The sequence below is a fragment of the Ammoniphilus resinae genome (assembly GCF_017873965.1).
In the GTDB taxonomy this organism is placed as follows: Bacteria; Bacillota; Bacilli; order Aneurinibacillales; family RAOX-1; genus Ammoniphilus_A; species Ammoniphilus_A resinae.
This window is the reverse complement of the sequence record NZ_JAGGKT010000007.1, coordinates 38,993-58,456: the sequence shown is the minus strand read 5'-3', so window position 1 is coordinate 58,456 and position 19,464 is coordinate 38,993. Positions and strand designations below refer to the sequence as shown.

The following is a 19,464-nucleotide window of genomic DNA, read 5'->3' as shown; positions in this document are numbered from 1 at the left end:
ATTTATTTTACCCCATGACAGCGGCCATGACCGCCTTTTGCGCATGCAAGCGGTTTTCAGCCTCATCAAAAATGACCGAATGGCCTCCATCAATGACATCCGATGAAACTTCCTCCCCACGGTGGGCAGGCAGACAATGCATAAAGATATAATCTTGATCCGCATGCTTAACAAGCTTTTCGTCGATTTGGTACGGGGCAAAAATCTTCACCCTTTGTTCCTGCTCCGCTTCTTGGCCCATACTTGCCCACACATCGGTGTAGATCACATCCGCCCCGTTGACAGCTTCCACCGGGCTGTCCGTAATTAATATGTTAGAACCGCTGATTTCCGCAAACTTCTCTGCCATTTCCACCACATCAGCTGCAGGCATGTACCCTTCCGGAGCAGCGATGGAAATATTCATGCCCATTTTCGCACAACCAAGCAGCAAGGAATGGGACATATTATTGCCATCACCTACATAAGCCAGCTTCAGCCCTTCTAACTTTCCCTTTTGTTCGATAATCGTTTGAAAATCGGCCATCACTTGGCAGGGATGGAACTTATCCGTCAAGCCATTGATTACCGGAATGGGTGCATGTAAGGCGAGCTCTTCGACCTTCTCATGTTCGAAGGTGCGGATCATAATTCCGTCTAAATAACGCGAGATGACCTGCGCCGTATCTGAAATAGGCTCCCCACGACCGATTTGCAAATCACGGTTGCTGAAAAACATTCCTTGCCCGCCTAATTGATAGATTCCTACCTCAAAAGAAACACGGGTCCGTGTAGAGGACTTTTCAAAAATCATCCCCATCGTTTTCCCAAGCAAAGGCTGGTATGGAATCCCTTCCTTTTTCATCGTTTTTAACTCTGCGGCCAAATCAAGAAGATACTGTAGCTCTTCCTTAGAAAAATCAGCTAAGCATAAAAAGTCTCTACCGTTCAAACTTATTTTCTTACTTAGCTCCACTAGGTTCTCCCCTAAATTCATAGCTTTACCTCCTTTTGCTTAAGATAAGCCTTTAATTCCATTGGTTCCGTTTGCTCCCCAGTTTTCACCTGCAAATAAGCGTAGAAGGTGTCGAGGGAAGTAAAGCACGGAATATTTAATTGGACAGCTAGCTGCCTCAGTCCAAATCCCAAGCGGCCATGCTTGTTTCCGACAGTTGGTGTGTTTACCACTGACTTAATCTCTTGCTCCAGCCCAAAGGCTTTAACCTGCTCAACATCGGTTACTTCCTGAACTATTTCTACTCCGTTATCCCGTAAAAATGCTGCTGTTCCTGGGGTTGCCAACACGCGATAGGCTTTTAACAACGGGATCCAATCCATAAATTCACGCTTCATCGTCTCCGAAAGCGAAATCACGAGATAGTCCCCGTCCTGTAAAGGCGGGCAAACCCCTTCTTTCCAATGTATCGCCTTGCCGGTCGCCTCTTGTTGATTATACCCCAGCCCGATTACTTCTCCAGTCGATTTCATTTCCGGTCCTAACGCAGGGTCAACCCCTGCTAACTTCACTGTCGAGAATACCGGCCCCTTCACAGCGTAAAAGGAGATCTCTTCTTTTAACCCTGTGTCTGTGAGCTTCTCACCCAGTTGTGCCTTGACCGCCAATTCAACCATCTGGGTCCCTGTGATTTTGCTGACAATCGGAACCGTTCGGGAAGCCCGCGGATTCACCTCAAGGACATAAATCTGCTTGTCTGCGATCACTAACTGGATATTGATCAAACCTTTGGCCTTCATTTCTCTTGCAATTCTTTCCGTATAGCTGGTCACCATTTCCTTCTGTTGCTTCGTCAAACCAGGTGCCGGGAAAATGGCCATACTGTCTCCACTGTGAACCCCTGCACGTTCAATATGCTGGAAAATCCCTGGTACTAAAACCTGGTCTCCGTCACAAACCGCATCTACCTCAATTTCCATTCCAGAGAGGTATTTGTCTACTAACAGCGGGTAGGAAAAAGTCGTTTCCTCCAAATAGTCTTTTAGTTCATCCGGATGATTCAGGACAACCATCCCCCGCCCTCCAATCACATAGGAAGGACGAACGAGCACAGGGTATCCCAACTGATCAGCCGCTTGGAAGGCTTCCTCTTCACTGTTCACGCTGATCCCCGGGATATGTGGGATTTCTAGCTTTTTCAACATTTGATAAAAGAGATCGCGATCCTCTACTAAGTCTATCGATTGAACGGAGGTCCCAAAGATGGTAACCCCCATCTCCTCCAGTTTAGCTGCTAGATTGATCGCTGTCTGCCCGCCAAACTGAACCATGACGCCATCCACTTGTTCCTTTTCGATCACGTTCAGGACGTCAGATAAAGCAAGCGGTTCAAAATACAATTGATCTGCTGTATTAAAATCGGTACTCACCGTTTCTGGGTTATTATTGATAACGACAGCTTCAATACCTTGCTTTTTCAACGCCTTCGCCGCATGGACCGAGCAGTAGTCAAACTCAATCCCTTGACCAATACGGATTGGTCCGGAACCAATAACTAGAACCTTTTTGCCTGTCTTGGTGACAGGCACTTCATCACGGCCCTGCCAGGTTGAATAATAGTATGGCGTGGCAGCCACAAATTCTGCGGCACAGGTATCTACGAGCTTATAGCTAGGCGTCCAGCCCAGCTGCTGCCAGCGCGACCTAACCGCAGCAAAAGAGATTCCAAACAAGTCACTGATTGTTTCATCTGCAAAACCTCTCAGTTTAGCCTCTTTTAATAATTCCTCCGGCACCCTTTCCCAGGTATACTCAGCAAGCTGTTGTTCGATTCCAATGATATTTGCGATAGCCCCTAAGAAGAAGGGATCGATTTGCGTCACCTGATGGATCTCCGCAACCGTCATGCCCCTGCGGAACGCTTCAGCTAGAAGGAAAATCCGCATGTCTGTTGCCTGCTCTAGCCCTTTCAGTAATTCCCCCTGGGTCCAGGTCACGCCATCCAATTTCAAATGGTGGACGCCAATTTCCAGCGAGCGAATTCCTTTGAGCAACGAAGCTTCGAGATTACGGTCAATCGACATGACCTCACCCGTAGCCATCATTTGTGTCCCTAGCAAGCGATTCGCGTGTGGAAACTTATCAAATGGCCAACGTGGAATCTTGCAAACGATGTAATCAATCGCCGGCTCAAAGCTTGCATACGTATAGCCGGTAATCGGATTCATCACCTCGTCAAGATGGTAACCGATGGCCAACTTGGCACTGATTCTTGCAATCGGATAACCCGTCGCTTTCGAGGCAAGCGCACTTGAACGACTTACCCGAGGATTGACCTCAATTAAATAGTACTGTTCACTATCAGGATCAAGAGCAATCTGAATATTACAGCCACCCACAACCCCTAAGGCACGAATGACCTTCGTGGAAACCGAACGAAGCATTTGATATTGGCGGTCTGTTAAAGTTTGTGAAGGCGCGACGACGATGCTATCTCCAGTATGAACACCGACTGGATCCAGATTCTCCATGTTACAAACGATGATACACGTATCATTGCTGTCACGCATCACTTCATATTCAATTTCCTTCCAGCCTTTCACACTTCGCTCGATCAAAATCTGCTGAATCGGACTGGCCGCAATTCCCCTTTTGGCTACGGTACGCAACTCCTCCTGATCGGACGCAATCCCGCCACCAAATCCACCTAATGTATAAGCTGGACGAACGATCACGGGGTAACCAATTTCCTCGGCAAAGCTCAAGGCTTCCTCGACTGCATTCACGGTTTTACTTTCCGGAACTGGTTCACCGATGTCAATCATCATTTGCTTAAATTCTTCCCGGTCCTCACCTTTTTTGATCGTTTCCAACGGAGTTCCTAGGAGTTTAACCTGATATTTTTCAAGGATCCCAGCATCGGAAATTTCCACCGCCAGGTTTAATCCCGTTTGCCCTCCTAACGTGGGAAGAATCCCATCTGGACGCTCTTTTGCAATGATTCGTTCAAGGGATTCCACCGTTAGGGGTTCCATATAAATTTTATCTGCCACTTCTTCATCCGTCATGATGGTAGCAGGATTGTTATTTACTAGGACAACCTCGATTCCTTCCTCACGCAAGGCAAGACAGGCTTGCGCCCCTGCGTAATCGAACTCAGCTGCCTGACCAATCACGATCGGACCAGATCCGATAACGAGAATTTTCTTGATGTCATCTAATTTAGGCATAGCTCTTTTCTCCTATGTTCTGGCATTGCTGAATAAATTGTTCAAACAAATGGTCCGTGTCACTTGGCCCTGGATGGGCCTCTGGGTGAAACTGCACGGTTGAGATCGGTAGGAAGAGATGTTGCAAGCCTTCTACCGTCTTATCGTTGACATTGATATAAGAAACTTTCAGGACTTTTGGATTGACCGAGTCCTCTTTCACCATATAACCATGGTTTTGCGATGTCATGTACACTTTCCCGCTTTCCACATGCTTCACAGGATGGTTACTTCCCCGGTGACCATATGGCAAGCGAGCCGTTTCACAGCCATATACAAGGGAAATGACTTGGTGTCCCAAACAGATCCCAAACGTCGGATAGGCTTCAATAATCTTCTTAATTTCCTTCAAATACGGCTGCATCTCTAGGGGATCTCCAGGTCCATTGCTGAGCATGATTCCGTCTGGATTTAAGGCGGCCACTTCCTTCAGACTAGTGTGATAAGGCACAACCGTCACCTTACAGCCCTTCTCGAGCAAGCAATCGAGGATTGACTTCTTATAGCCAAAATCCAGCATCACCACATGTGGTCCGTTACCTGGATAAGTCTCTTTTTCTTTCGTCGAAACGGCAGCCACTTGATCCATCAAAGGCTCACTCGCTTTCGGCAGGTCCTCTGGATTCGTCGTAATCCGGCCAAAGACTAGCCCCTGTGTCCGCACAATATGCGTAACCGCACGAGTATCTACCCCTGAAATTCCACCCAGTCCAAATTTTTCAGCCATTTCAGCTAGGCTCAAACTTGACTGGTAATGGCTAGGAACTTGGCATAATTCCCCCACTACTAGCCCTTTACAAGCCGGAAATACACTTTCATGATCTATATGGTTAACCCCATAGTTTCCAATTAACGGATAGGTAAACGTGACGATTTGACCGGAATAGGAGGGGTCTGTTAAAACCTCCTGATACCCAGTCATCCCCGTGTTAAACACGATCTCGCCTTCACAAGCTTCCTGCTTTCCAAACAGGGTTCCCTCAAAAACATCCCCTGTGCTTAATACAAGGTATCCTTTCATTGCTGTACCGCTCCTTTGTATGATTGGACCACCTTCTCAATAACTTCGATAGCATGATCCATTTCTTCTTTGGTGATCGTAAACGGCGGTAAAATCCGCAAGACTTTCGGTCCTGCCTGCAAGGCAAGGATCCCTTGTTCTCTTAATTCTCCAAGGAGGGGCGCGACATCAAAATCGTATTCAATACCGATTAAAAGCCCTTTTCCACGTCCTCCGAGTTTTTGCATCAAGTATTCGCCTTTTTGTTGGATACTGTCTAGCAACGGTTCCATCGCTTCGACTGTCGCTAGACCAGCCGCCATGGCAAGCGGATTCCCGCCAAAAGTTGAGCCATGACTGCCAGGACCGAACATCTCAGTAAGAAATTCCTTCGCCATCATCGCCCCAACAGGGAATCCACTGCCAAGCCCTTTTGCCAGTGTGATAATATCCGGCTCGATATCATAGTGTTGGTAGGCCAGCCATTTTCCTGTACGGCCCATTCCAGTCTGGACTTCGTCGACGATAAGAAGGAGCTGATGTTTTTCACAAAGGGTTTTAATATGTTCAATAAATGCCGGATCCGCTGGGTGGATACCACCTTCCCCTTGAATCATTTCCAGCATGATCGCACACGTTTTGTCGCTGATCGCTTGGCTTAGACTCTCCGGGTCGTTATAGGGGACAGTCTTGAAACCATCTGGCAGTGGACTAAATCCGATTTTCACCTTTTCCTGTCCAGTTGCCGTAAGGGTCGCCAAGGTTCTACCATGGAAAGACGAATCAAATGTAATGATTTCATACTTTCCAGTTTGGTTCCCCCATTTTCTGGCCAGCTTGATTGCTGCTTCATTTGCCTCCGCCCCGCTGTTGCAGAAAAATACCCGGTCGGCGCAGCTAATCGACGTCAACTTTTGTGCTAGCGCTTCTTGCTGAGGAATATGGAATAGGTTCGAGCAGTGCCATAATGTATCTAGCTGTTCTGCTACCTTTTGCTTCACCTGTGGAGGAATATTGCCAAGCGATGTCACGGCAATCCCCGATACGAGGTCCAAGTATTTTTTTCCGTTCTCATCATATAAGTAATTGCCTTCACCTTTTACAATCGTAATTGGCCATCTTCCGTAATTGGGAAATAAGCTACTGCTCATCTTATTCCGCACCCCCTTTAATTTTTGTTCCAACCTTCTCTTTTTGTACCGCTTTGCCAAGATTAGCTGGTGGAATGATAACTACCTCATCAACTGCTTTTAAGGCGTCCATCGCAGCCTTTACCTTCGGAATCATGCCGCCTGTGATGACCCCTTTGTCAATAAGTTCGGTTACTTGTTGTGTGGTCAATTCCGGGATCACCTGGCCATTCTCCATGACACCAGGCACATCTGTCACAACGATCAACTGCTCTACACCAAGTGCCGTGGCGACCGCGCCAGCTGCTGTATCTGCGTTGATATTATAGGACTGCCCCTGTTCGTCGATGCCAAGTGGGGCAATGACTGGGATATAGCCGTTGTCACTGAGGCTTTTGATTAGTTCTGGTTGAACCGCTTCGATCTGCCCTACGAATCCGAATGGACCGTCCATTTTGCTTGCCTTGATCAAGCTTCCGTCCATCCCACTAAGACCAAATCCATAACCTTTCAGCTGTTTTACAATTTGTTTATTGGTTTGCCCGATGAGGACCATTTCTACAACCTGCAGGGTCGCTTCGTCTGTTACCCTTAATCCGTCAATAAATTGCGGTTCGATCTGTAGGGATTTTAGCGTATTGGATATCGCCGGTCCGCCCCCATGCACGATGATGGGATCGAATCCGTCCCTTTTCAGTTGGATCAGCTCCTCATAAAAAGAAGCTGGAAGTTGATCCAAGGTGCTTCCTCCGCATTTTAATATAAACATGATTTCTCTCTCCTCAATCTTTTTTAACGTTGATAAACGGAGATATTCCGCTTATTTATCCAAACTCTTAAAAACCAGATAAATTAAGCGGAGGAATTCCGACTATCGGGCAAAATACTAAGTTGAATGAAACAAAACCTGACAATAGTCGGACAAACTCCGCCTATTTTGGCTGAAATTGCAATTTTGAACGAAATAACCGGAAATTCTCCGTTTATTCCACCGACTGCCTACGGATAGACTGGACTAAATTCAAGCCCTGCCGTTTCCTCAAGTCCTGCCATCAGGTTCATGTTTTGCACCGCCTGACCGGAGGCCCCTTTGACGACATTATCAATTACCGACAAAACGACCAAACGGTTAGTCCGTGGATCCACATGGACGGCAATATCACAATAGTTGGAGCCAAGGACCTCTTTCGTCTTCGGATAGCTTCCTGCTGGACGTACGCGCACAAATGGCTTTCCTTCGTACGTGCTTTGATAAAGCTCCTGGAAGTTCACTTCCTCAGTAATAGTTGCATACATGGTGCACAAAATCCCTCTCGTCATCGGCACCAAGTGCGGCGTGAAAGAAATGATTGTCTCCTTACCGCCAATCCGCGTTAGCGTTTGCTCAATTTCCGGTGTATGCTGGTGTTTTCCAACTTTATAAGCATTAATGTTTTCGTTAACCTCACCAAAATGGGTACCTAAGCCGACACTTCTTCCCGCCCCGGAAACCCCTGATTTGGCATCGATGATAATACTGTTTGGATCGATATAAGGCAAAGCAGGTGCGAGTCCCAATGAAGCTGCTGTCGGATAGCAACCCGGATTAGCAACCAACTGAGCACCTTTGATTTGTTCCGAGAACCATTCTGGAAGTGCATACACTGCTTTTTGCCGAAGACTCTCCTCAGCTGTTTCTTTTCCATACCACTTTTGATAGGTTTCCTGCGGCAAACGGAAATCCCCCGAGATATCAATCACCTTGCGTCCTGCTTCAAGTAAAGATGGAACCAGCTTCCCGCTGACTCCTGACGGCGTCGCTAGAAATACCCACTCCGCTGTTTTTTCTATATCAATCGCTTCTAAAGGAAATTGTGCGATATTCGTTAAATGTGGAAAAACATTTGTCAGTTCATTTCCCGCCTGGGAACTCGCAAATAATGATTCAATTTTTGCTTCTGGATGGCTTTTTAGAAGGCGAATTAATTCAACTCCACTATACCCAGTTGCACCAATAATAGAAATATTCATCTTCGTCTACTCCCCTAACCCCTTTTCATATGAATCATTATACATCTGCGATTATTTTTATACAATGGTTTTTTCTGTAGGTATACTCCGTAAATCCAGGTGATTCACTTTTCTGAATTGTGGTATGATGAAAGGGAAAATAGATTAGGAGGGTTACCATGCGGATTACGAGCATCGAAAGCAAACTTTATCGCGTACCACCAACGATTCATCTGCAGGATTCGATTCAAAGAATTAGCACCTGGGAGTGGGTCATCACAACCATCGAAACGGATGCTGGAATTACCGGAACCGGCTGGACCTATACGCTTGGTATGGGCGGATCAGCGATTCGAGAGATTATTAATTCGTATCTTGCACCAATCTTAATAGGCAGCGACCCCCATGATGTGGAGCGGATCTGGAATCGCTGCTGGCATGAACTGCATGCGAATGGCTCAGGTGGTTTTACGACCTTGGCCATTGCTCCAATCGATATTGCTTTATATGATATTTTGGCCAAAAAGGCTGATGTCCCTTTGTACAAGCTATTAGGTGGTTTCAGGGACAGCATTCCGGCTTACGGAAGCGGGATTAACATGCATCTAGACGGAGATCCATTGCTTGAGCATATGAATGAGTACATCGAACGCGGATTTAGAGCGGTGAAGATGAAAATCGGCCGAGAAAATCCCGAAGAAGACGTGGAACGTGTGGCAAGCGTGCGCAAATTAATCGGGCCTAATATTAAGCTCTTGCTTGATGCAAATCAGAAATGGACATCTGGGGATGCGGTCCGGAGGTTGTCCATGCTCGAACCATACGATATCTTCTGGCTCGAAGAGCCGATTATTGCTGATGATATTCCGGGTCACTCGCGATTGCGTCAGTCCGCCAAAACCTCGATCGCCCTAGGGGAGACATTGTTCACCCGGTACCAGTTTGCAGATTATATTCGTGCCGATGCAGTGGACATTGTGCAGGCAGATTTGCCACGCGTAGGCGGATTTACGGAATGGATGAAAATCGCCAAGCTCGCTGAGAGTCATCATTTGCCTGTTGCCCCTCATTTTTGTATGGAGCTCTCAGTCCATGGTTTGTGTGCAGTGCCTAACGGCTTGATTTTGGAAGATGTACAGGGCGGGTCTTTGACAGAGCTAGGATTGCTGGCGGAGCCCTATGTGGTAAGGGACGGTGTCGCTGTGCCTCCAGAGCGTGCAGGCCACGGGATCGTATTTGATGAGAAGGCCCTTGCCGCTTATGAAGTGAAGGGAAGTGTGACAGGGGTCGTGCCGACAAGGGTTTAGGCTGCAAGGTGTAAGCAGAAGAAGGGCTGTTGCCCTTCTTCATTATTTTGAAAGAAAGGAAGTGGCTTAGGTTGTTGCTCAAAAGCCGGTCTGAATCGGATGAATTAAAGGCGATGCGTTATTTAAATGCACGATTGGATTTAGCAGAAAAGGAAAGGTTTCATTATTCAATTCTTGAGAAAGGCTATGAAGGAGAAGTAATATTTGACAAACGAGCCGAAAATCTTTCAGAAGAAAGGTTTATCATAAATGATTTACTCCTTGAGGTAAACAACTCCCATTTTCAAATTGATTCATTAATCATTTCACAAGGTGGGATTCATCTTTTAGATGTTAAAAATTTTGAAGGTGATTATTACTTGGAGTCGGACAAGTTCTTCTCCCGGGCTACGGACCGCGAGTACAAAAACCCAATTATCCAATTAAAAAGAAGCGAAACTTTATTCCGCCAACTCCTTCAATACCTCAAGCTCTATTATGTTGTAGAAGCCTCCGTCATTTTTATCAACCCCGAATTCACCCTGTATCAAGCCCCATTGGACCAACCTATTATCTTGCCAACCCAAGTCAATCGTTTCTTAAGAGATTTGAATCAAAAACCATCAACGTTGAATGATGGGCATAGGCGTTTAGCGCAAACATTAATTTCATTACATCAAACGAAAAATCCATTTACTAAGTTGCCTAGATATGATTATGAAGAGTTACAGAAGGGGATGTATTGTAGGAGTTGTGGGTCTTTTCTTCTGCGCAAGAGAAATTATGATTTTGTGTGTGGTAGATGTGGGGAATCCGAAAGTTTGGAACCGGCTATTTTACGACATGTGGAGGAGTACAAACTATTATTCCCTGAGCAAAAGATTACAACCCAGACTATTTTTGAGTGGTGCAAGGCTGATTTAAGCATGAGGACAATTATAAGGATTTTAAAGAAAAACTATACTAGGTTTGGTAAAAGTAAGAATACTTATTATAAATAATTAGATTACTGACTCGGTTGCGTCTTTTCCTCTTAATCCTGTCAGGAAAAGGCCGGGTTCCTGACTCGGTTGCGTCTTTTCTCCCTGATCCTGTCTGGAAAGGGGCGGATCTCTGACTCGGTTGTGCCTTTTCCTCTTGATCCTGTCAGGAAAGGGGCAGATCTCTGACTAGGTTTCTCCTTTTCTCTCTGATCCTGTCAGGAAAAGACCGAATGCCTGACTCGGTTCCTCCTTTTACTCTTGATCCTGTCAGGAAAGGGGCGGATCTCTGACTCGGTTTCTCCTTTCCTTCTTGATCCTGTCAGGAAAGGGGCAGATCTCTGACTCGGTTCCTCCTTTTACTCTTGATCCTGTCAGGAAAGGGGCGGATCTCTGACTCGGTTTCTCCTTTCCTTCTTTATCCTGTCAGGAAAGGGGCAGATCTCTGACTAGGTTTCTCCTTTTCTCTCTGATCCTGTCAGGAAAAGACCGAATGCCTGACTCGGTTCCTCCTTTTACTCTTGATCCTGTCAGGAAAGGGGCGGATCTCTGACTCGGTTTCTCCTTTCCTTCTTGATCCTGTCAGGAAAGGGGCAGATCTCTGACTCGGTTCCTCCTTTTCTCCCTGATCCTGTCAGGAAAGGACCGGGCTTCTGACTAGGTTGCGTCTTTTCCTCTTAATCCTGTCCGAATCACACCCGATTTCAGACAGGGTCATGGTTCCCACCTTATCAAGTCATAATTTCACCCTATATCGTCCACGAATTTTTCCAGCCAATACAGGAAACTTTATAAATATGGTAATATAGGAATGTCGTGCCAATGAAGAGAATATTCAAGCGACAGACAAAAAGGAGGAAACCGCATGAATGATCAGTTAGCGATTAACACGATTCGTATGCTATCGATTGATATGGTCGAAAAAGCCAATTCCGGTCACCCTGGATTGCCGATGGGCGCTGCTCCGATGGCCTATGAACTGTGGGCAAACCATATGAATTATAACCCAACAAATCCAGAGTGGTTTAACCGTGACCGTTTCGTCCTCTCTGCAGGACATGGATCTGCACTTTTATACAGTCTTCTTCACTTGACTGGCTTTGATCTCTCCCTGGATGAACTGAAAAACTTCCGTCAATGGGGAAGCAAAACACCTGGACATCCGGAGTTTGGTCATACACCTGGGGTAGATGCCACAACCGGTCCTCTTGGTCAAGGGATTGCCATGGCAACGGGAATGGCGATGGCAGAAGCCCATTTGGCTGCTACCTACAATAAAGAAGGCCACGATATCATCAACCATTATACATACGCGATTTGCGGTGACGGTGATTTGATGGAAGGCGTTTCAGCTGAGGCTGCCTCCATGGCGGGCCATATGGGGCTTGGCAAATTGATCGTCCTATACGATTCCAACAATATCTCCCTTGATGGTGATCTAAACCAAGCCTTCACTGAAATTGTAGCACAACGCTTCGAATCCTATGGCTGGCAGTATCTGCGCGTTGAGGACGGAAACGACATCAGCAGCATCGGTGAAGCGATCGCAAAAGCGCAACAGGATCAAGAACACCCTACCTTAATTGAAGTGCGCACCGTGATTGGTTACGGAAGTCCAAATAAAGCTGGGAAATCCGCTGCACACGGGTCACCTCTTGGAAAAGATGAAGTGGAACTAACGAAGAAATCCTATGGCTGGGATCATGAGCCTTTCTTTGTACCGGAGGAAGTAAAGGATTATTTTGCTGCATTAAAAGCCGAGAGCGAGAAAAAGAATGCCGCATGGGATGAAAAACTTGCTGCGTACAAAAAGGCTTTTCCTGAATTAGGTCAACAATTGGAGCAAGCAATCCATGGCGAACTTCCTGCTGGTTGGGATAAAGATCTGCCAGTCTATCAGCCAGATGCACCAAAAATGGCGACACGCGAATCTTCCGGGATTGCCCTCAATGCGATTGCCAAGAATCTGCCTACTCTTTTCGGCGGTTCCGCAGACCTTGCATCATCGAACAACACCAACCTAAAAGGGTATGATGTTTTCCATCAACCAAATTATGCAGGACGAAACATCTGGTTCGGGGTACGTGAATTTGCGATGGGTGCAGCAATGAACGGGATGTCCTTGCATGGCGGCGTTCGCCCGTTTGGTGGAACATTCTTTGTCTTCTCTGACTACCTTCGTCCAGCGATCCGCTTGGCGGCTTTAATGGGACAACCTGTCATCTATGTATTCACACATGACAGTATCGCAGTTGGTGAAGATGGTCCTACACATGAGCCAGTAGAACAGCTTCCTTCGCTGCGCACCATGCCAAACCTGATTGTAATGCGTCCGGCTGATACGAATGAAACAATGGAAGCCTACCGGTATGCGCTTAGTCAAAAGGAATCTCCAGTAGCTATGATCTTAACCCGTCAGAAACTGCCAACCCTTGAGGGTTCTGCAACCAAGGCGCGTGAGGGCATAGCAAAAGGGGCTTACGTACTAGCTGACCCTGCAAATGGTGAAAAACCGCAAGTCCTCTTACTTGCTACTGGATCCGAGGTGAGTTTGGCGGTTGAATCGCAAGGAGCCTTATCAGAAAAGGGAATTTCCGCTCGCGTTGTCAGTATGCCGAGCTGGGAGTTATTTGAAAAACAATCACAGGAATACAAAGATTCCGTAATTCCTCCCGAAATCAAAGCACGCGTCGCGATGGAAATGGCACAGCCACTTGGCTGGGAGCGCTATACTGGCGATCAGGGTGCAATCATAGGGATTAATGAGTTCGGAGCATCCGCACCTGGCGACCGCGTAATTAAAGAATACGGATTTACCGTTGAAAATGTAGTGAACCATGTGGAAAAGGTTTTAAAATAAGTAAAAACCGGGCATTTGCCCGGTTTTTCTTGTTTAGCCACTACCTACCATACTGAGAAAAAGGGAGAGTGCCCAAAGGGACAAAAAATACATCTCCATCACCCTGCCACAATCGTTACACGCTCCTTTTAAACCCTTCCCCCAACACCTCATGGGCGTCCGCTACGATGACAAAGGCCTTTGGATCAATCTCGCGGACCACATTTTTCAAACGGCTGATTTCCCGCTGGGAAACGACGCACATCAAGACAGGACGCTCCTTTTCAGTGTATCCTCCATAACCGGGAATCTTGGTGACACCCCGATCCAGATCATATAGAATGGCCGTTCGAATCTCTTCTTGTTTTTCTGAAATGATAAATCCAATTTTAGAGACTCCAAGTCCAATTTGCACCACATCCACCGTCTTTCCCGTAACAAAAAGGGCAACCAAGGCATACAAAGCTTTTTCTGGTCCAAACACGATGGCAGCAGAAAACACGACTAGACCATCAATTAATAGAACAGCGATCCCAAGAGTAAAACCGCTGTATTTATGTATGATTTGGGCAACCAAATCCGTACCACCTGTAGAAGCATTCGCTCGGAAAACCAGCCCAATTCCCAATCCTACTCCGACACCGCCATACAATGCAGCTAACAAAGGGTTGGAAGTAATCGTTTGCCAATCCTCAGTAAGAAACACAAACAAAGGCAAAATCAGTGTGCCGATGATCGTTTTCATCCCGAACTGTTTGCCAAGCAAAAGAAACCCCAGTCCGATCAACAAAATATTAACCCCCCATTGGGTAAAAGCCGGACGCCAGCCAAATAAATCTTGAAGGATAATACTAATCCCACTGACTCCACCTGAGGCAATATCAAAGGCATTCAGAAACAAATTGAAGGTGACAGCGATAATAAATGAACCCAAACCTAATAACAAATAATCATAAATAGTTTTCATATTCTTTTCCTCTGCAATCTTATCGATAAGATTATTTTACCCCTGCATATGCCATGATTCTCCAAAAATTTCTTTTTCCCCCCAAAAAACATAATCTTTTACGAAAACATTTAATATTACAAGCCACAATACATAAATAAAGGAGTAACGAACATGAAAAATTGGAGAAAAGTAACATTTGGTGTATTAGCAGCGAGTTTATTAATGTCACAGTCAGCATTTGCCGACCAACCCGATCATGCTAAAAATAAAACGAAAGTGGAATCCTCTACCGAAGCCTCTGTTACGAGCAGTGATGAAGAAACAGAAGTAACTGCAGAAACGGATGCGGATGTGGAAGTAACCATAGACGAAGAAGTCACCCTCGGAAATTTTACTAAAAAACTAGAAAAGATTGAAGCTAGTTTAGCCAAATTTGATACCCAAACTGTTCCGGATTCTGCAAGGCAAGGCAAAGAAGGAGCCATCAACAACCGTGCAGAAGCCCTCCGAGCACAGTTGGATGCGGTAGCCCCTCTTTTAGAGGAGCTTGAGGATTTAGAAGGTGAGGAAGCAGAAAAAGCAGCAGATGCCTTGAAAGAACTTTATGCTGGTCTAGATAACCTGCAGGGTCAATTAGATGTGCAAAAGACTTATGTGAAAAAAATAAGCGACGAAGCTACTGACGAAGAAGTTCTTGCAGAATATGAAGAATTGGCTACAATTCTGAAGAAAATGGGCAAAAAAGGCGTCCTTACCTTTGTAAACGGAGAAGAACCTGAGATGGATGTCCAGCCTGTGATCGAAGAGAACCGTGTTTTACTTCCATTCCGTGCCTTAGCGGAAGCATTAGATGCAGAAGTCAAGTATGATGCAGAACTTAAAACCGTTACAGTGACAAAAGGGGACGTTTCCGTCGTTCTCACAATCGATAGCAAAACAGCTAAAGTGAACAATCAAATTGTCCTGTTGGATGTCCCAGCAAAAGCTAAGAAGGGCAGAACCTTAATCCCTCTTCGCTTCCTCAGCCAAAGCTTAAATGCCAAAGTATTATGGGAAGCCAAAACACAAACGGCTATCGTGCTTGAAGAAGAAACAGCTATAAATCAAGATGAAGCTGTAAATCAAGATGAAGCAATCAATGAAGAAGATGTAGCGGTTGAGAAGCAATAGTAGGAAAAATGTTAAACGAAAATTGACTTTAATCGATTAGACAATCGGTTAATCGGGTCATCTTTCAACTAGAAAAGCCTAATAACAGGATTTCCTCCTGCTATTAGGCTTTTATTTTTTGACCTGCTTAACCAATGTCCGCATGTAAGCAAATCAGTTCATCTGGTGCCGCAAATAAGCGTGTATAAAATTATCGATTTCGCCATCCATGACCGCTTGAATATTTCCGGTTTCTTCCGCTGTACGATGATCTTTGACCATGCTGTATGGGTGGAAGACATAGGAACGGATTTGGCTTCCCCAACCAATCTCCTTTTGTTCCCCGCGGATTTTGGCTAGCTCAGCTTCCTGCTCTTCAATCTTTTTCTCATATAAACGACCCTTAAGAATTTTCATCGCCTGCTCGCGATTTTTAATCTGTGAGCGTTCAGATTGGCAGGTGACAACAACCCCCGTTGGAATATGGGTGATGCGGACGGCGGAATCCGTCGTATTGATATGCTGTCCACCGGCCCCGCTAGCTCGATAGGTATCGATTTTCAAATCTTCGGTACGGATTTCAATATCGACATCATCCTCAATATCCGGAACAACACTGCAGGATACAAAGGAGGTATGGCGGCGACCTGAGGAATCAAAAGGAGAAATTCGCACCAAGCGATGAACCCCTTTTTCCGCTTTCAAGTACCCGTAGGCATTGTACCCTTTAATCAGCAGTGTCACACTTTTTACCCCAGCCTCATCACCTGGAAGGTAATCCATGGTTTCCACCTTGAATCCTCTATGCTCTGCCCAACGGGTGTACATCCGCAAGAGCATCTCTGCCCAGTCCTGTGATTCTGTCCCACCAGCACCGGGATGGAGCTCGAGAATCGCGTTGCTTTTATCATAAGGTTCACTCAAGAGCAATTGCAGTTCGAAGTCATCCATTTCCTTACTTAATGCTTTCACACTGCGCTCGAGATCAGGAAGAAGGGATTCATCCTTCTCCTCCATGATCAATTCGAGCATCAACTGCTGTTCCTCCAGGCTAGCCTCTAATTCTTGAATCCGTGTAACCGAATCTTTTAAGACATTGACTTCATTAATCACCTTCTGGGCCTGATCATTGTCATCCCAAAAGCCGGGAGCAGCCATTTTGTCCTCTAACTCGGCAATCCGGCGAATTTTCACATCGAGGTCAAAGAGACCCCCTAAATTCACCTAGTTTTTTGGCAATGCTGGTTAGTTCTTGCCTGATTTCTGAGATTTCCATTCGCATCACTCTCCGTGGCAGTTTTTATATTTTTTTCCGCTTCCACACGGACACGGATCATTGCGGCCAACTTTATCATCGTTTCGAGCAGGTTTCGGCGGCTCATTTGGATTTACTGCTTGCCCTTTCGCCACTTCTTTACGTTCAAGGTTGTTCACGGATACTTCCGCCTTCATGATGTAGGTAGCAACCTCTTCTTCAATCCGAGCCACCATATCATTAAACATCTCAAATCCTTCAAACTGGTATTCACGAAGCGGATCGGTCTGACCATAGGCACGCAAGTGAATCCCTTGGCGCAACTGATCCATCGCATCGATATGGTCTAACCACTTACTATCAACCGAACGCAGCACGACCACTTTTTCAAATTCCCGCATATGTTCGGCACCGATCAGATCTTCGCGTTCCTGATACTGCTTTTCGATTACCTGATGCATCAGCTCCGTAATTTCTTCAGCTTCCTTACCTTTCAAATCCTTCTCGGTTAGATAGCCTTCGATCAAGAAGGTTGCTTTCGCCTGCTCAACTAAGCCTTCGAGGTTCCATTCTTCCGGCACTTCGCTGTCTGGACAGAACATCTCAACCAAACGATCGGCATGGGAAAGAATCATATTGATCACAATCTCACGCAGGTCTTCGCTCTCGAGCACTTCCATCCGCTGCTTGTAGATCACGGTACGCTGTTGATTCATGACATCATCATATTGAAGAACGACCCGACGTACATCAAAGTTATTCCCTTCCACGCGTTTCTGTGCGGATTCAATCGCCTTTGAAACCATGCGACTCTCGATTGGCTGGTCTTCTTCCATCCCGAGGCGATCCATCATATTCATAATATTCTCCGAGCCAAAGCGGCGCATCAATTCATCCTGCATGGAAAGATAAAATTGCGAGGATCCTGGGTCCCCTTGACGTCCGGCACGACCGCGCAGCTGGTTATCAATCCGCCTGCTCTCATGGCGTTCGGTACCAATAATGTGCAAGCCGCCAGCTTCCATCACGCCTTCGCCGAGTTTAATGTCGGTACCACGACCAGCCATATTGGTGGCAATTGTTACAGCCCCTTTTTGCCCGGCATGTGCAACGATATCTGCTTCCTTGGCGTGCTGCTTTGCATTAAGAACGGTATGACGGACGCCTTTTCGTTTCAGCATATCAGAGATCAACTCCGATTTTTCGATAGAAACTGTACCTACAAGAATTGGCTGTCCATTCTTATGCCGCTCAACGATTTCATTTACTACTGCACGATATTTGCCTGCCTCAGACTTATAAATCATGTCTGGCAAATCAATCCTTGCAATCGGTCTGTTGGTTGGAATAACGACAACATCCATCCCATAAATTTTCTTAAATTCTTCTTCCTCTGTTTTTGCTGTCCCTGTCATTCCTGACAATTTTTCATACATCCGGAAGTAGTTTTGCAAGGTAATTGTTGCCAAGGTCATACTTTCATTTTGCACCTTTAGACCTTCCTTAGCTTCGATGGCTTGGTGAAGCCCATCGCTATAACGGCGACCTTGCATCAACCGTCCGGTAAATTCGTCGACAATAATAATTTCGCCTTCCTGCACCACATAATCAACGTCCAGCTTCATAATAAACTCGGCACGCAGCGCATTTTGGATGTGGTGATTTAGCGTAATATGGTTTGTATCGTATAAATTATCGATGTTGAACATCTTCTCGATTCGACTGACCCCTTCATCCGTAAGTGAAATCGAACGAGTCTTTTCATCAATCGTAAAATGCTCTTCCTCTTTCAGCATCTTGACGACGCGGGCGGCAATAAAATAGAGATCTGTTGATTTCTGTGCCTGACCAGAAATAATTAAAGGGGTCCTCGCTTCATCGATCAAGTTAGAGTCTACTTCGTCGACAATCGCATAATGCAACGGACGCTGAACCATATGTTCCTTGTACAGAACCATATTATCCCGCAGGTAATCAAAGCCAAACTCGTTATTCGTACCATAGGTGATATCACAGCTGTAAGCTTCACGCTTCGCATCTGGTTCCATCCCAGACTTATTCAAACCAACCGTTAAGCCAAGCCATTGATGAAGCCGTCCCATTTCCTCACAGTCACGAGCAGCCAAATACTCGTTTACCGTAATGACGTGGACCCCTTTACCAGCTAGACCATTTAGATAAACCGGCAGGGTCGAAACGAGGGTTTTCCCTTCCCCCGTTTTCATTTCGGCGATTCGTCCATCATGCAGAACCATCCCACCGATCAATTGGACATCATAATGACGCATGCCAAGAACACGCTTGGAAGCCTCGCGAACCACCGCATAGGCTTCTGGAAGAATGTCATCGAGTGTTTCTCCATTTGCCAAGCGTTCCCTAAATTCTATCGTCTTTGCCTGAAGTTGTTCATCAGACAGCTTTTCTATTTCAGGTTCTAAGTTGTTTATGATTGCTACCTTTTTATAATATTTTTTTAACTCTCTTTCGTCCGAAGATCCAAAGATCTTTTTCACCATTCCAAGCATAGAGAGAGAACTCCTTCCAATGTAAAAAGCTACTCCTGGCAGCTTTCACCTATTATCGTACATAAAAAACATTTTCTAAAATAATATTTTACTTCAACTATTGACTCAAAACAAGAAATGATACTTGGTTTATTATGTATTTACGAAAAAAGAAGCAGG

13 protein-coding genes are annotated in these 19,464 nt (G+C 45.8%); 4 read left to right on the top strand and 9 right to left on the bottom strand.

Annotated elements, in window-relative coordinates; translation table 11 throughout:
- Positions 1-7: 7 nt before the first annotated feature.
- From argF to argC, 6 genes are all read right to left on the bottom strand, one after another.
- Positions 8-976, bottom strand: a complete 969-nt coding sequence (gene argF / locus J2Z37_RS12600; protein WP_209810626.1) for an ornithine carbamoyltransferase — start codon at positions 974-976, stop codon at positions 8-10.
- The gene (carB, locus tag J2Z37_RS12595) at positions 973-4,164 is read right to left on the bottom strand and encodes a carbamoyl-phosphate synthase (glutamine-hydrolyzing) large subunit (RefSeq protein WP_209810625.1); all 3,192 of its coding nucleotides are present in this window, start codon (positions 4,162-4,164) and stop codon (positions 973-975) included. The genes argF and carB overlap by 4 nt, the downstream gene beginning before the upstream one ends.
- Positions 4,157-5,224: a carbamoyl phosphate synthase small subunit gene (locus J2Z37_RS12590; protein WP_209810624.1), complete on the bottom strand. Its 1,068-nt coding sequence runs from the start codon at positions 5,222-5,224 to the stop codon at positions 4,157-4,159. Before J2Z37_RS12590 ends, carB begins: the two co-directional genes overlap by 8 nt.
- Positions 5,221-6,354 (bottom strand): acetylornithine transaminase, encoded by a 1,134-nt coding sequence (locus J2Z37_RS12585; RefSeq protein ID WP_209810623.1) that lies wholly within the window; start codon positions 6,352-6,354, stop codon positions 5,221-5,223. Before J2Z37_RS12585 ends, J2Z37_RS12590 begins: the two co-directional genes overlap by 4 nt.
- Before the next feature lies 1 nt (position 6,355).
- Positions 6,356-7,102 carry an acetylglutamate kinase gene (argB, locus tag J2Z37_RS12580; protein ID WP_209810622.1) on the bottom strand — a complete coding sequence of 249 codons (747 nt, stop codon included), beginning with the start codon at positions 7,100-7,102 and terminating at the stop codon, positions 6,356-6,358.
- A gap of 230 nt (positions 7,103-7,332) precedes the next feature.
- Positions 7,333-8,343: an N-acetyl-gamma-glutamyl-phosphate reductase gene (argC, locus tag J2Z37_RS12575; RefSeq protein ID WP_209810621.1), complete on the bottom strand. Its 1,011-nt coding sequence runs from the start codon at positions 8,341-8,343 to the stop codon at positions 7,333-7,335.
- A gap of 158 nt (positions 8,344-8,501) precedes the next feature.
- Between argC and J2Z37_RS12570 the strand changes: the two genes are divergently transcribed.
- The 3 genes from J2Z37_RS12570 (at position 8,502) to tkt (ending at position 13,448) form a co-directional block, all read left to right on the top strand.
- On the top strand, positions 8,502-9,629 hold the full coding sequence (locus J2Z37_RS12570) for a mandelate racemase/muconate lactonizing enzyme family protein (protein ID WP_209810620.1): 1,128 nt from the start codon (positions 8,502-8,504) through the stop codon (positions 9,627-9,629).
- A gap of 113 nt (positions 9,630-9,742) precedes the next feature.
- Complete coding sequence (locus J2Z37_RS12565; protein WP_245203781.1) at positions 9,743-10,609, top strand: nuclease-related domain-containing protein; 867 nt, start codon at positions 9,743-9,745, stop codon at positions 10,607-10,609.
- A gap of 844 nt (positions 10,610-11,453) precedes the next feature.
- Positions 11,454-13,448 (top strand): transketolase, encoded by a 1,995-nt coding sequence (gene tkt / locus J2Z37_RS12560; protein ID WP_209810619.1) that lies wholly within the window; start codon positions 11,454-11,456, stop codon positions 13,446-13,448.
- A 115-nt stretch (positions 13,449-13,563) separates the two neighbouring features.
- On the opposite strand, the gene J2Z37_RS12555 is transcribed toward tkt, so the two are convergent.
- Entirely contained in the window at positions 13,564-14,394 is an 831-nt protein-coding gene (locus J2Z37_RS12555; RefSeq protein WP_209810618.1) for a YitT family protein, read from the bottom strand.
- 153 nt (positions 14,395-14,547) lie between these two features.
- On the opposite strand from J2Z37_RS12555, the gene J2Z37_RS12550 reads away from it, so the two are divergent.
- Positions 14,548-15,546, top strand: coding sequence for a copper amine oxidase N-terminal domain-containing protein (locus J2Z37_RS12550; protein ID WP_209810617.1), 999 nt, complete (start codon positions 14,548-14,550; stop codon positions 15,544-15,546).
- Between the two features lie 153 nt (positions 15,547-15,699).
- Here the strand turns inward: J2Z37_RS12550 and prfB are convergent.
- Both prfB and secA2 read right to left on the bottom strand, forming a co-directional pair.
- Positions 15,700-16,801, bottom strand: a protein-coding gene (gene prfB, locus J2Z37_RS12545; protein ID WP_209810616.1) for a peptide chain release factor 2 whose coding sequence is annotated in 2 segments (ribosomal slippage) — positions 15,700-16,728 and positions 16,730-16,801 — 1,101 coding nt in all. Because the reading frame shifts where the segments join, the coding sequence is not laid out codon by codon here.
- Between the two features lie 5 nt (positions 16,802-16,806).
- Positions 16,807-19,305: an accessory Sec system translocase SecA2 gene (secA2, locus tag J2Z37_RS12540; RefSeq protein WP_209810615.1), complete on the bottom strand. Its 2,499-nt coding sequence runs from the start codon at positions 19,303-19,305 to the stop codon at positions 16,807-16,809.
- Between the last annotated feature and the right edge of the window lie 159 nt (positions 19,306-19,464).